Origin of the sequence: Arthrobacter sp. NyZ413 (assembly GCF_049390645.1) — a bacterium.
GTDB lineage: Bacteria > Actinomycetota > Actinomycetes > Actinomycetales > Micrococcaceae > Arthrobacter.
Map to the genome: position 1 here is coordinate 2,415,927 of NZ_CP155434.1, position 13,689 is coordinate 2,429,615.

A 13,689-nucleotide genomic window follows, 5' to 3' on the forward strand; every position below is an offset into this window, starting at 1 on the left:
TGGGAAATTCCCGTAGCTAGAATCCCAGCTTCACAAGTTGCTTCGGGTCGCGCTGCCAATCCTTGGCTACTTTGACGTGGAGGTCCAGGTAGATCCGGGTTCCGAGGAGGGCTTCGATCCCCTTGCGGGCATTCGTGCCCACCTCGCGCAAGCGGCTTCCGCCTTTTCCGATGATGATGGCCTTTTGGGACGGACGCTCAACGTAGAGGTTGACGCGGACATCGAGCAGCGGGTTGTCTTCCGAGCGGCCTTCGCGGGGAACAATCTCCTCAACGACGACCGCCAAGGAGTGGGGAAGCTCGTCGCGCACGCCTTCCAAGGCTGCTTCGCGGATGAGCTCCGCCACCATGACGGCCTCGGGCTCGTCCGTCAGCTCCCCGTCCGGGTAAAGCGGCGGAGAAGGCGGCATGTGGCCGATGAGGACATCCGCTACGGTGCTGACCTGGAAGCCGTCGGCCGCAGACACCGGAACGATGTCCGCCCAGCCCTGATCGCCGAGGACTTCACGTCCGAGTTCCGCCACCGCCAAAAGCTGCTCGGTCAACGCTTGCCGGTCCACGAGGTCGGTTTTGGTCACGATGGCGACAACCGGCTTGCGTCCGACGGCGGCGAGCTGGGCCGCGATGTACTTGTCGCCCGGCCCGATCTTCTCGTTGGCGGGCAGGCAAAAACCGATGGCATCCACTTCGGAAAGGGTGTCGGCTACGAGGTCGTTCAGCCGCTTGCCAAGAAGGGTGCGCGGACGGTGCAAGCCCGGCGTGTCGACAAGGATCAGCTGGGCATCGTCGCGATGGACGATCCCCCGGATGGTGTGCCGGGTGGTTTGCGGTTTCGCGGACGTGATCGCCACCTTTTGGCCCACCAAAGCGTTGGTAAGGGTCGATTTGCCGGCATTCGGCCGCCCGACAAGGACAGAGAATCCTGCGTGGAAGCCACCAAAGTCCTGATCGGCGTCGAGCTTCTTATTGTGCTTGCTCACGTGGAACTCCCTGTTGCGTTGTGTCGCCCTCGTCGAGAAGGTCTTCAAGGTCAGTGTCTTCTTTTGGAATGGCTGCCGCAATGATATGGCTTACCCGGTTCCGCCGGCCTTCCAGCCTATCGGCTTTGAGGGAGATCCCGCTGATTTCCACGGCGCTGCCCACGATCGGTACCTTCCCGAGCGCTTTGGCCATGAGGCCGCCAACGGTGTCCACCTCGTCGTCGTCGAGGTCGATATCGAAAAGTTCCCCAAGGTCATCGATGCTCATCCTGGAGCTGACACGGTACCTTCCATTGCCAAGGTCGATGACTTCCGCGGCGGTTGCGTCATATTCGTCCACGATTTCGCCGACAATCTCTTCGATGAGGTCCTCGAGCGTCACGAGGCCGGCCGTTCCGCCGTATTCGTCGATGACCACGGCAACATGGGTGGATTCCTGCTGGAGTTCGCTGAGGAGATCGCTGACCGGCTTGGATTCCGGCACGAAGCGGGCCTCCCGCACGAGGGAATCGACGTCCTGCCGGGCGGAAGCCTGTTCAGGGCGGTGCAATGCCGCGGCAACGTCCTTCAGGTAGAGGATGCCTCGGATCTGATCGGCGTTCTCTCCGATGACCGGGATCCTCGAATAGCCGGAACGAAGGAACAGGGCCATCGCCTGCTCCAGGCTCGATCCGGAGTCGATGCTCACGATGTCCGTGCGCGGAACCATGACGGAGCGGACCAGCGTATCGCCGAAATCGAAGACGGACTGGATCAGTTCCGCCTCGCTGTCTTCGATCATGTCCGACTCAGTGGCGCGGTCCACGAGTTCACGGAATTCTTCTTCGCTGAAGAAGGCGTCATCGCCGCTCGGCGCCCCGGGAGCAACCGCGACGCCAATGGCCACCAACCATGCCGGAATGGGGCCGAGGATCCAGCAGAGGAACCTGATGAGCGGGGCCGAAAAGCGGACGATCCCCGCGGAATGGGCACGTCCGAGCTGCCGTGGAGAGACGCCGACCAAAACGAAACCGATAACGGCCATGATGCCGGTCGCCGCCAGCCCGGCCAGCCAGACGTTGTCCAGGAGGCTGCTGACGACCACGGCTACGGCCACGGCGGCCGCCATCTCGAACCAGATGCGCCAGAACCTCAGGGCGCGAATGTGGGCGACGGGTTGGGCGAGGATGCTGCGCAGGGAATTGCCCCTGCTTTTGACGATGGCTTGTTCTGCCTCATGTCGTGGCAGAAAGTTGAACGCAGCCTCCGCCGCGGTCAGCAAAGCGACGAAACTCAAGAACACCAACGCCATGCCGACCAGGATGATCGAGGTCACTGCATAGTCTCCATGGGGGCGTCCTTACCGAGGAACGCGGAAAGCAGCTCACGCTGGAGGCCGAACATTTCTTCCTTCTCCTCCGGTTCGGCGTGGTCGAAGCCAAGGAGGTGCAGGATTCCATGGGTGCAGAGCAGGAGCATCTCGTCTTGCGTCGAATGCCCTGCGTTTCGTGCCTGCACCTCGGCTACTTGGGGGCAGATTGCGATGTCCCCAAGCATGCCTTGGGGAGTCTGCTTACCGGGAGTTCCCGGCGTCAATTCGTCCATGGGAACGGAGAGGACATCGGTGGCGCCGGGTTCGTCCATGAGCTCGATGTGGAGCTTTTCCATGGCGGGTTCGTCCACGAGAAGGATCGATAGTTCTGCCTGCGGGTGGATGTAGAGGCGTTCGAAAATGAATCGCGAAAGCGTCACCAATTGCGCTTCGTCGACCTGGACGCCGGATTCGTTGTTGACTTCGATGCTCATCGGCGTTCTCCCCGTTTGTCGTGCGTGGGCGTGTGCTGTGCACGTACCCGGTGTTTTTCGTCCCAGCGGCTGTACGCGGAGACGATGTCGGCCACCAAGCGGTGACGGACGACGTCGGACGCGTCCAGCATCGTGAAGTTCACGTCCTCGATTCCGCTGAGGATCTCCTCGACGATGCGAAGGCCTGACGTGGCGCCGAAGGGCAGGTCCACCTGCGTGATGTCCCCCGTGACGACCATCTTGGAACCGAAACCAAGCCGGGTGAGGAACATCTTCATTTGTTCGGCAGTGGTGTTTTGGGCTTCATCGAGGATGATGAATGCGTCGTTGAGGGTGCGGCCGCGCATATACGCGAGGGGAGCTACCTCGATGGTTCCCGCTGCCATCAGGCGCGGAATCGACTCGGGATCGATCATGTCGTGCAGTGCGTCATACAGCGGACGCAAGTACGGGTCGATCTTGTCGCTCAGCGTTCCGGGCAGGAAGCCGAGCCGCTCCCCCGCCTCGACGGCGGGTCGCGTGAGGATGATCCGGCTGACTTCCTTGAGCTGCAGGGCCTGGACCGCTTTGGCTACCGCGAGGTAGGTCTTGCCTGTGCCGGCAGGCCCGATGCCGAAGATCACGGTGTTGTCGTCGATGGCATCGACGTAGCCCTTTTGGTTGAGGGTTTTCGGCCGGATCGTCCTGCCTCGGCTGGAAAGTATGTTGTGGGTCAGCACCTCTACGGGGTTCTGCAAGGTTTGGCTCCGCAGCAGGGAAACGAGCTGCTGCAGGACATCAGGCGTGATGACGGTTCCCTTGCGGACAAGGCCGCGCACTTCCTCCAGGAGGCGCATGATCCGGGGAACATCGCCGGAAGGACCGCTGAAGGAAAGCTCATTGCCCCGCACATGGAAGTCGATTTCCGGGAACTGGGCTTCGATGTAGCGCAAGGCTTCGTCATGGCTGCCGAGCGTCTGAACCATCTGATCAGAGTTGTCGAATACAACAACTTCCGTCCGGGCGCCCGGTACTGAGTGTGGAAACTCGGCCGGACCTGTATCAACACTGCCGGCCCGCGGCCGCCCGTTCAATGATTCTGTCATAGTGCTGGCCTTGCGGCCTGTGCTCCTCCGGTTTGGTACGTGTGCCTCGATGTTCTTCTCGAAGTCCCGTTCGCCGGATGGGCCTGCATTACGGGCTCCGAAGTGATTTCAATCCTACGCCAGCCACTGTCAATGCCGCGCCCGGGGGACGCATCCGACCCCTTTGATATCAACTCCGCATCGGCCACGTATCAATCGGGTTGCAGTTAGTAGGCAGGGCGTCGAAATGCCGATGTCCGCCGTGGAGACTGTGACAAGCTGATTTGTGGGCAAAACAGCCCGGCTCCCCGTTTTTGCGGAGACGCTATTCCCGCGCCCCGGCGCCCGACGAGCAGGAACCATCATCACAAGGCCAGCCGAATGTCCCCAGGCCCGGAGCAAGCGGAAGCGTTCCGCCGCGCTTGCGGGCTCCGTGGTGGCTGCCCTTTTGCTGACGGGGTGTGTCGCCGAGCGCAGCGGTCCAGGAACGACGACGAATCCTCCCTCCTCATCGGCCCTCCAAGCCGCTCCGGCCAGCAACGCTCCCCTTGAAACCACCCAGGCGTCGAACAAGGTTCCCGTGTACTGGATCGGCAAGAGCGACAACGATACCTACCTGTACCGTGAGTTCCGTGACAACCCGGGCAATGAAAATCCGATCACCACCGCCCTTCGGATCATGATGTCCCAGAAACCGCTTGACCACGATTTCTTCACCCCGTGGCAAAACCCGAGCGACCTCGCCACCTCCATCTCCGGAAAGAACGTGGTCACTGTTGACGTTTCGCGCGATGCGTTCAATTCAAACCTCGACGCCGACGCGGCGCAGAAAGCGGTCCAACAACTCGTCTACACTGCCACCGCCGCCGCGGCCAGCGCAGGGTTGATCGACACAAGCCAACAGATCCAGGTCACCATCCTCGTTGACGGGCACACCAACTACATGGCATTCGGCCAGGTCAAACTCGGGGATCCGATGGTCCGGGATGCCTCGGTAGTAGCTCCGGTCTGGATCATTGATCCGCAGGAGGACATCACGCTGGCCTCGGGCCCCGTGAAGTTCAACGGCCGGAGCACGGATCCCTCAAAGAAACTGCACTGGCAGATCCTGAAGGAAAACTCCAATGGCGATAAGTCGTCCTACTTGGCAGGGCAGACTTCGGCATCGAATGCTCCCGATCAAGGCGGGATTTTCAGCTTCACAGTGGGCCTTGGAACCGGCCGATATGAATTGCGGGTCTCCATGGTGGGCGCCAACAATTCCGACGTCGGCACGGACACCCGTTCGTTCAACGTCCGCTAGCCGCCGCAAACGCGGCAGGCGGGTTGCCGCCGTCGTGGTTCTTTTCCCGAAACCGGCTTCAGCTACCAGCGGCCGAGGATGTCACTCGCCAGGACGACGGCTGCCGGTCCCGCCGTCGATGAACGAAGGACGTGGTGGCCCAGCAAGGCCGTAACCGCTCCGGCGTCACTCAATTTAGTCACTTCGCGGGGCGAAATGCCGCCTTCCGGTCCAACGATGAGCAAGACCTCGCGCGCCGCCCCGGCACCGCCATCCGAAGCCCTGCCGTTCCAGTCTTCCAGGACATCGCGCAAGGGGCGCTTCGCGTCTTCGTGAAGGATGATCGCGAGGTCGGCAGCGGCAACTGCCGACGCCAGGCCGGAGCCGTCGACGGCGGCACGAACCTCGGGAATCCAGGCGCGCCTTGCCTGCTTGGCGGCCGCCGCGGCTACCGATTGCCACTTCGCGTGCGATTTCGCGGCCCGCTCCCCCTTCCAGCGGACAATCGAACGCTCGGACTGCCACGGAATCACAGCGTCAATCCCGAGTTCTGTCGCTGTTTCGACGGCAAGCTCGTCGCGATCGCCTTTCGCGAGGGCCTGCACCAAAACAAGCCGGACCGCGGGCCGCGGCTCTTCCCGCACATCGGCGGCAAGTACCGTGAGGCTGCCCTGGGCCGCCGCCGTGACGCTTCCCACGAGCCGCGTCCCGGCGCCGTCGACGATATCGACGCTTTCGCCTACTTCAAGGCGCTTGACCGTCACGGCATGCTTGGCCTCGGAGCCGTCGAGCACGAAGGAATCACCCGGCCGCAACCCGTCCAGGGTTCCCTCCGGGGTGAAAAATACGGGGTTGCTCACCGCTACAGGTTACCGAGCTTGTCCCGGAGCTTGGCGAACACACCGCCGCTCGCCACGAGCTTTCCCTCGGTGAACTGCTCCCCTCGCAACTTGGCGAGTTGGCGAAGCAGGTCCTCTTGGGCGGCGTCGATCTTCACCGGCGTTTCGACGTGCAGGTGCACCTTGAGGTCTCCCCGGCCGTAGCCGCGAAGGTGCGTGACGCCGAGCCCGCGCAAAGTAATGACTTCGCCTGCCTGTGTTCCAGCCTTGACGTCGATCTCCTGGGGACCATCGAAGGTATCCAGCTGAAGCTCAGTGCCCAAGGCCGCGGCTGTCATGGGCACGCTCAGGGTGGCGTGGAGATCGTCGCCTTCACGCATGTAAGTGGCGTCCGCGTTGACCCGGATCTCGATGTAAAGGTCGCCCGGAGGGCCGCCGGCCGGGCCTGCCTCGCCTTGCCCGGAAAGCTGGATCCGGGTGCCGGTAGCCACGCCTCCCGGAACCTTGACGGTCAAGGAGCGGCGACTGCGGATGCGGCCTTGGCCGCTGCACTCATTGCAAGGATCCTTGATGATCGTGCCGAAGCCTTCGCAGGATCCACAGGGGGCGGCGGTCATGACCTGTCCGAGGATCGAACGCACCGCGCGCTGGACCTGGCCGGATCCGCCACAGATGTCGCAGCGTTCCGGGTGGGTGCCCGGGCGGCAGCAGGATCCTTCACACGTGGGGCAAACCACCGCGGTGTCCACTTCAAGCTTCTTGTTCACACCGAAAACTGCTTCGCGGAGATCGATGCGGACACTGATCAATGCGTCCTGGCCCCGTCGCACGCGAGACGCCGGTCCGTGCATGCCCCCGCCGCCTCCGCCGAAGAACGTGTCGAAAATGTCCTGGAAGGCGAATCCCTGGCCGGCGTAGCCGCCGCCAAAGCCGTTGTCCGTGCCGTTTTCGTTGCCCGTGGCGTCGTAGACGCGGCGCTTCTGGGGATCGGAGAGGACTTCGTAGGCGTGCGTGACGGCTTTGAATTCCTCAGCGGCGCCTTCCCCCGGGTTCACGTCAGGGTGCAGCTTCCGGGCGAGCTTGCGGTAAGCCTTCTTGATCTCCTCGCCTGTCGCTTCCGGCGAGACGCCTAGAACGTCATAGTGGCTGCTCAAAGTCGTTTTCTCTTCCTTGTTGAACTGCGTTTTCATGCGAACGGGGTTTCCGTGGAAACTCAGCCGCCCAGAATCCGGGAAAGGTAGCGCGCGACGGCACGCACTGCCGCCATGGTGTTGGGGTAGTCCATCCTCGTAGGCCCAAGAATGCCGATCTTGGCGCTGCTGTCCGGACCGTAGCCCGTCGCGACCACGGAGGCCTCGGAAAGACCGTCATAAGGGTTCTCGCGGCCGATGCTGACAGTGACACCCCGCGGGTCTTCGGCCATGTCGGAGAGCAAGCGCAGCATGACCACCTGTTCCTCGAGTGCTTCGAGGACGGGGCCGATGCTCAGCGGAAAGTCCACGTTGGAGCGGGCCAGGTTCGCGGTTCCGGCCATGACCATGCGATCGTCCCGGCTCCTGTCAGCCAAGCGCTCCAAGCCGTGGGCAAGGGTGCCGGCCAATCCGCGAAGGCCAGGCGGGCACAGCGCGACAACCGACGGCAGGACCTGCGCCATGAGGTCCAGTTGTGATCCTGCGATGCTTCCGAGGAACCGGGCGCGCAACGTCATGAGGTCTTCGTCCGAGGTATCCGCGCCGGATTGGACGACGCCCTGTTCAACCTTGCCGGTATCGGCGATCAGAACCACGAGAACCTGGCGCGGTGCCAAGAGGACAAACTCGATGTGGCGTACGCGCGCGCGGCTGATGTGCGGGTACTGCACGACGGCGACCTGGTTGGTCAGCTGCGAAAGGAGCCGGACCGTCCGCTCAAGGATGTCTTCGACGTCGTCCGGTCCCGCAAGCAGGGAATGGATGGCGCGCCGCTCAGCTGCCGAAAGGGGCTTGACCTCGGAAATTCGATCGACGAACAGGCGGTAGCCCTTGTCAGTGGGTATCCGCCCGGCACTGGTGTGCGGCGCAGCGATAAGGCCTTCTTCTTCCAGGAGCGCCATGTCGTTACGGATGGTGGCGCTCGAGACGCCCAGATGATGGCGTTCCACCAACGCTTTGGAACCGACGGGCTCGCGGGAGTGGACGTAGTCCTCCACGATGGCCCGCAACACTTCAAGCTTGCGTGGCTCGCTCACTCCCCACCTCCACTCAGTGACCCGGTATTCGACAACGGGTATTCAACCATTAGCACTCAACATGCCCAAGTGCTAACAAGTCTAGTATGAGCCACCGCGTTGTTAGCATTGGTACCGCTTGCGGCGAACATGATTCCCGCGCGATCCGGCGGAAATGTTCCGGATCCCGATCGATCCCTAGCGCAAAGTGGTGTGAAGACCGTGTCGTATGACAATTGGGGCCCGCAGGACTTGGCAAAGCCAACCAAACGGCAATTACGCGAGGTTCCCGTGGAGCGGGGAATGGTCCTCGAGGATGTCCAGTCCGGGTGGGTCGGCGCCGTGACAAGGATCGAAAAGTCCGGCGGCATGCACGTTGTCGTCTTGGAGGACCGCAGGGGGAAGAACAAATCCTTCCAGCTCGGTTTCGGGTTCCTGCTGGACGGGGAACCGGTGAAGCTCTTGCCTCCGGCACCACGCGCGGCCGGCGCCGCGGCGCTGCAAGCGGGCCGCACGGCGTCGGGATCGGTTCGGGTGGCGGGCCAGCGCGCCCAGGTCGCGAAAGCGAGCCGCATCTGGGTCGAAGGAAAGCACGACGCCGAACTGGTGGAGAAAGTCTGGGGAGACGACCTCCGCGTGGAGGGAATCGTCGTCGAACCCCTCCACGGCGTAGACGACCTCAAGTCTGCGATTGCGGATTTTTCCCCCGGCCCGGGCCGGAAGCTGGGCATCCTGGTCGATCACCTCGTCCCGGACTCCAAAGAGTCCCGGATCGCCGCCGACGCAATGACGCTGCCGGGAGCCGCGGGAAATGTCCTGATCGTCGGCCATCCCTATGTGGACGTCTGGCAAGCCATCCGACCCAAGGTCCTGGGAATCGAGCAATGGCCCACCGTCGCACGCGGCACGGATTGGAAGACAGGGATCCTGAAAGCGTTCGGCTGGCCGCATGAGACGGCCGAGGATATCGGGCTTGGCTGGCAAAAGCTCCTCGGCGCCGTGAGGAGCTACGCCGACTTGGAAGCGTCCCTCCTGGGCCGGGTAGAGGAAGTCATCGACTTCCTTACCGCACCGGCTTCCTGATCGCCATATGCAGATTCTGCCGGTTTGGTCCACTGATTTCGTGCCGACCAAGTATTCTGGGACAGCAACACCGCACCAACAGATACCCGAAGGAAGAAACAGTGGCAGACAACGCTCCTGACGAACGGGACGCCTCCGCGGGCCAATCCCAGTACCACGGCGTTCCTGCCAATGCGTTGCCGTTGACGGCCACGGAGGACCGCCAATGGGCAACTCTCGCGCACTTCGGCGGAATCCTTGGCTGCGTGCCTTCGCTCTTGATCTACCTGATCTTCCGTGAGCGCGGGCCATTCACGGCACAGGAATCCAAGGAAGCGCTGAACTTCAGCCTGCCGCCAACACTTGCCGCGGTACTCGCCAACCTCCTGGTCATGCTCCCGGTGGTCGGAAACGTTTTCGCGGTCATCGCGACGGGCATTTGGGTAGCCCTGACGTGCTTTTCGGTATCCGCGGGAATCCGCGTCAACCACGGCCAGCCCCACCGCTACCGCTTCAACCTCCGCTGGATCAAGTAGCGCAAGAATGCCGGCTCGGTGGCACCAGTCCTTGGGGCGGTGCCACCTGCTTGCGGCTTGATTCAGTCCGGGAGGATACGACGCACAACCGCGTCAGCCAGCAAGCGTCCTCTGAGTGTCAGGACCAAGCGCCCTTGGAAGGCTGCCGCGGGTTCCACCAGGCCATCGGCGATCAGCCCGGCCACAGCATGGCGACCGACTTTGTCCAAGGCATCAACCGCGAGGCCGGAGCCGAGCCGCGCCTCCAGCATGATGCGCTCCACTTCCCGCGTTCCGGCGTCGAGCGTTTCGCGTCCGGCCGCGGGTGACACGCCTTCCCCTAGCCGATTGGCGTAGGCGGCGGGGTGTTTGACATTCCACCAGCGGACGCCGCCGACGTGCGAATGGGCGCCGGGGCCGATGCCCCACCAGTCGTCTCCACGCCAATACGCAAGGTTGTGCCTGCAGGCCTGCTCGGGAGAACGCGACCAATTGCTGACCTCGTACCAATCCAGGCCGGCCTCGCTGATCAGCTGATCGGCGAGTTCATACTTGGCGGCGTGGTCGTCGTCGTCGATCTGCGGAACTTCTCCGCGCCGGATCTGGGCTGCCAACTTGGTTCCGTCTTCGACGATGAGCGCATAGGCGCTGATGTGGTCCGGCTCATAGGACAGGGCCGTTTCCAAGGACGTCCGCCAGTCCGCCATGGACTCGCCTGGAGTTCCGTAGATGAGGTCGAGGCTCACTGCAAGGCCCGCGTCGCGCGCCCATTGGACTACCAGCGGAACCCGGCTTGGTGTGTGCGTGCGGTCCAGGACTTTGAGCACGTGCGGCACGGCCGACTGCATCCCGAAGGACACCCTGGTGAAGCCGGCGTCCGCGAGCAGCTGGAGCGATTCGGGGGTCACCGAGTCGGGGTTGGCTTCGGTGGTGACTTCGGCTCCCGGCTCGAGGCCCCACCGCCCGACGGCGGCACTGAGGATCCGTGCGAGGTCTTCAGCAGGCAGGAGCGTGGGAGTGCCGCCGCCGAAGAACACGGTGCTTAAGGGCCGTTGCGGCAGACCCGAAGCGTTCAGCGCGCGGGACGCGAATTCCAATTCCGAGACTGCCGTCGCCGCATACGCCGCTTGGGATGCCCCGCCGCCGAGCTCTGTGGCCGTGTAGGTGTTGAAGTCGCAGTAGCCGCAGCGCACCGCGCAGAACGGGATGTGCACATAGAGCCCGAACTTGCGCGACCCGACGCCGTCGAGCACCTGCGGCGGCAGCAGGCCGTCCGCAGGTGCCGGATCGCCGAGCGGCAAAACGCTAGGCAAAGTGTCCTCCATGTGCCCGTTCCTCGCAGCGCGGCTGCCCGGCGGTGTGGGCGACGAACCGCATTACTTCTTGGCCTTGTCCTTCGATTCGTCCGTGGTCAGGGCTGCGATGAACGCTTCCTGGGGGACCTCGACCCGGCCCACCATCTTCATCCGCTTCTTGCCTTCCTTCTGCTTTTCCAGAAGTTTGCGCTTACGGGTGATGTCACCGCCGTAGCACTTGGCAAGGACGTCCTTGCGGATTGCCCGGATGCTTTCCCTCGCAATGATGCGCGATCCGATCGCAGCCTGGATGGGCACCTCGAACTGCTGGCGCGGAATGAGTTCGCGCAGTTTGGTTGTCATCATGACGCCGTACGCATACGCCTTATCCCGGTGGGTGATGGCACTGAACGCGTCAACCTGCTCGCCTTGGAGCATGATGTCCACCTTGACGAGATCGGCGACCTGTTCGCCGTCGGCCTTCCAGTCAAGCGAGCCGTAGCCGCGGGTTTTCGACTTGAGGATGTCGAAGAAGTCGAACACGATCTCGGCAAGTGGAAGGCGGTAACGGATTTCCACCCGGTCTTCGGAAAGGTAGTCCATGCCACCCATGACTCCACGCCGGCTTTGGCACAGTTCCATGATGGCGCCAACGAATTCGTTGGGAGCGAGGATCGTGGCCGACACCATCGGTTCGCGGACTTCGGCGACTTTCCCTACCGGGTACTCGCTGGGGTTCGTGACGTGGACAACCCTTTTGTCTTCGAGCGTTACTTCGTATTCCACGTTGGGGGCCGTGGAAATAAGGTCCAGGTTGTACTCGCGCTCGAGCCGTTCACGGGTGATTTCCAGGTGCAACAGACCGAGGAAGCCAACGCGGAAACCGAAGCCAAGAGCGGCCGAGGTCTCAGGTTCGTAGATCAAGGCGGCGTCGTTGAGCATCAGTTTCTCCAACGCGTCGCGGAGTACCGGATAATCCGTGCCGTCCAGCGGATAGAGGCCGGAGAAGACCATCGGCTTGGCGTCCGCGTAGCCGCTCAAAGACTCGGCAGCAGGCTTGGCCTGGTTGGTCACGGTATCGCCCACCTTGGACTGGCGAACGTCCTTCACGCCGGTGATGAGGTAACCGACTTCACCCACGCCAAGGCCTTTGGAGGGAGTGGGCTCCGGGGAACTCACTCCGATTTCCAGCAGCTCGTGGGTTGCCCTGGTGGACATCATCTGGATCCGCTCGCGCGGGTGCAGCATGCCATCCACCACCCGCACGTACGTGACGACGCCCCGGTAGGTGTCGTAGACGGAGTCGAAGATCATGGCGCGGGCAGGCGCGTTGGCATCGCCCACCGGGGCGGGGAGGTCGCGGACGATCTTGTCCAGGAGTTCCTCCACGCCAATGCCCGTCTTCCCCGAGACGCGCAGTACGTCCTCAGGGTCCCCGCCAATGAGGTTGGCGAGTTCCGCGGCGTACTTCTCCGGCTGTGCGGCAGGAAGGTCGATCTTGTTGAGTACCGGAATGATGGTGAGGTTGTTCTCCATCGCCAAGTACAGGTTGGCGAGAGTCTGGGCTTCAATGCCCTGTGCCGCATCCACCAGGAGAATCGCGCCTTCGCACGCAGCGAGCGAGCGGGAGACCTCGTACGTGAAGTCCACGTGGCCGGGAGTGTCGATCATATTCAGGGCATAGCTGGTTCCGTCGAGTTCCCACGGCATGCGGACGGCTTGGGACTTGATGGTGATGCCGCGTTCCCGTTCGATATCCATGCGGTCCAGGTACTGGGCCTTCATGTCGCGGGGCTTGACGACGCCGGTGAACTGCAGCATGCGGTCGGCCAGGGTCGATTTGCCGTGGTCGATGTGGGCGATGATGCAGAAGTTCCGGATGATGGCCGGATCTGTCGCGGCGGGCACCGGTGCGGTGCGGGCCATGGGAGACACGCAGGGTCCTTACTGTCGACACTCACACGGCTGAACCCCGGACCGATGTGAACCAGCCCGGCACGTGCCGTTTATCTGAACCTATAGTCTCCCATGAAGATGGCGCCGCTTGTGCATTGTGATACGGCCGAAAGTACGGTGGTGCCATGGCGTCAAACAAAAGCTTGCTCGGCAGGCTCCTCAAAGGTTCCTTCGGCTACCTTCGACGGATCGCGGGATCCCCTGCCGGAACACGGCCCGCAGCAGCGCCCGGCCGGGGTGCGGGGGCCGGCGTCGGGCACGGTACGCGGCCCTATCCGGGCGACTTCCGTGGCCGCGTCTCGCCGCGCTACTCCCCCCGGCCCGACGGGAAGCCCGACCCCGGAGAGATCGTCTGGTCGTGGGTCCCCTATGAAGAGGACCACTCGCAAGGGAAGGACCGGCCGGTCCTCCTGATAGGTCACGACGGCGGGTGGCTGCTGGGGCTCATGCTCACCAGCAAGGACCACGACAACGGGCGGCACGCGGACGACTACGTGGACATCGGCGCAGGTCCTTGGGATCCCCGCGGACGCGCAAGCGAGGTCAAAATCGACCGGATAATTCGGCTGGACCCGTCGTCCGTACGGCGGGAAGGCGCTGTCCTGGACAAGCGGACATTCCAGCTCGTGGCCCGCGGTCTGGGCGCGCGACACGATCCCGCCTAGCTGGAATATCTGTGAACAGGCGCCGGGTCTGCTAACATTTA

13 protein-coding genes are annotated in these 13,689 nt (G+C 63.1%); 4 read left to right on the forward strand and 9 right to left on the reverse strand.

Annotated elements, in window-relative coordinates:
- Positions 1–16 precede the first annotated feature (16 nt).
- From era to ABCW42_RS11355, 4 genes are read right to left on the reverse strand one after another with little or no spacing between them, the layout of a single operon-like run.
- Positions 17–979, reverse strand: a complete 963-nt coding sequence (gene era, locus ABCW42_RS11340; protein WP_423181352.1) for a GTPase Era — start codon at positions 977–979, stop codon at positions 17–19.
- A complete protein-coding gene (locus ABCW42_RS11345; RefSeq protein WP_423181353.1) occupies positions 963–2,294 on the reverse strand; it encodes a hemolysin family protein in 1,332 nt (443 codons plus the stop codon). Before ABCW42_RS11345 ends, era begins: the two co-directional genes overlap by 17 nt.
- Positions 2,291–2,764: an rRNA maturation RNase YbeY gene (gene ybeY, locus ABCW42_RS11350; RefSeq protein ID WP_133205270.1), complete on the reverse strand. Its 474-nt coding sequence runs from the start codon at positions 2,762–2,764 to the stop codon at positions 2,291–2,293. Before ybeY ends, ABCW42_RS11345 begins: the two co-directional genes overlap by 4 nt.
- Positions 2,761–3,849, reverse strand: a complete 1,089-nt coding sequence (locus tag ABCW42_RS11355) for a PhoH family protein (RefSeq protein WP_423181354.1) — start codon at positions 3,847–3,849, stop codon at positions 2,761–2,763. Before ABCW42_RS11355 ends, ybeY begins: the two co-directional genes overlap by 4 nt.
- 412 nt (positions 3,850–4,261) lie before the next feature.
- Between ABCW42_RS11355 and ABCW42_RS11360 the strand changes: the two genes are divergently transcribed.
- Complete coding sequence (locus tag ABCW42_RS11360) at positions 4,262–5,131, forward strand: GerMN domain-containing protein (RefSeq protein WP_423181355.1); 870 nt, start codon at positions 4,262–4,264, stop codon at positions 5,129–5,131.
- A 62-nt stretch (positions 5,132–5,193) separates the two neighbouring features.
- Here the strand turns inward: ABCW42_RS11360 and ABCW42_RS11365 are convergent, their stop codons facing one another.
- The 3 genes from ABCW42_RS11365 to hrcA are packed head-to-tail and all read right to left on the reverse strand — an operon-like array spanning position 5,194 to position 8,176.
- Positions 5,194–5,970: a 16S rRNA (uracil(1498)-N(3))-methyltransferase gene (locus ABCW42_RS11365; RefSeq protein WP_423181356.1), complete on the reverse strand. Its 777-nt coding sequence runs from the start codon at positions 5,968–5,970 to the stop codon at positions 5,194–5,196.
- 2 nt (positions 5,971–5,972) lie between these two features.
- Positions 5,973–7,103, reverse strand: a complete 1,131-nt coding sequence (gene dnaJ / locus ABCW42_RS11370; RefSeq protein ID WP_423184867.1) for a molecular chaperone DnaJ — start codon at positions 7,101–7,103, stop codon at positions 5,973–5,975.
- Between the two features lie 59 nt (positions 7,104–7,162).
- On the reverse strand, positions 7,163–8,176 hold the full coding sequence (gene hrcA, locus ABCW42_RS11375; RefSeq protein ID WP_423181357.1) for a heat-inducible transcriptional repressor HrcA: 1,014 nt from the start codon (positions 8,174–8,176) through the stop codon (positions 7,163–7,165).
- A gap of 201 nt (positions 8,177–8,377) precedes the next feature.
- On the opposite strand from hrcA, the gene ABCW42_RS11380 reads away from it, so the two are divergent.
- Positions 8,378–9,238, forward strand: a complete 861-nt coding sequence (locus tag ABCW42_RS11380) for a DUF3097 domain-containing protein (RefSeq protein WP_423181358.1) — start codon at positions 8,378–8,380, stop codon at positions 9,236–9,238.
- 101 nt (positions 9,239–9,339) lie between these two features.
- Positions 9,340–9,753, forward strand: a complete 414-nt coding sequence (locus tag ABCW42_RS11385; protein ID WP_423181359.1) for a DUF4870 domain-containing protein — start codon at positions 9,340–9,342, stop codon at positions 9,751–9,753.
- 62 nt (positions 9,754–9,815) lie between these two features.
- Here the strand turns inward: ABCW42_RS11385 and hemW are convergent, their stop codons facing one another.
- Entirely contained in the window at positions 9,816–11,045 is a 1,230-nt protein-coding gene (gene hemW / locus ABCW42_RS11390) for a radical SAM family heme chaperone HemW (RefSeq protein ID WP_423184868.1), read from the reverse strand.
- Positions 11,046–11,108: 63 nt separating this feature from the next.
- On the reverse strand, positions 11,109–12,962 hold the full coding sequence (lepA, locus tag ABCW42_RS11395; protein WP_423181360.1) for a translation elongation factor 4: 1,854 nt from the start codon (positions 12,960–12,962) through the stop codon (positions 11,109–11,111).
- Between the two features lie 146 nt (positions 12,963–13,108).
- On the opposite strand from lepA, the gene ABCW42_RS11400 reads away from it, so the two are divergent.
- Complete coding sequence (locus ABCW42_RS11400; RefSeq protein ID WP_423181361.1) at positions 13,109–13,648, forward strand: type II toxin-antitoxin system PemK/MazF family toxin; 540 nt, start codon at positions 13,109–13,111, stop codon at positions 13,646–13,648.
- Positions 13,649–13,689: the final 41 nt, after the last annotated feature.

Coding starts and splice junctions, on each gene's coding strand:
- ybeY (WP_133205270.1), bottom strand. CDS start 2,764: ATGAGCATCGAAGTCAACAACGAATCCGGCGTCCAGGTCGACGAAGCG.
- ABCW42_RS11355 (WP_423181354.1), bottom strand. CDS start 3,849: ATGACAGAATCATTGAACGGGCGGCCGCGGGCCGGCAGTGTTGATACA.
- ABCW42_RS11400 (WP_423181361.1), top strand. CDS start 13,109: ATGGCGTCAAACAAAAGCTTGCTCGGCAGGCTCCTCAAAGGTTCCTTC.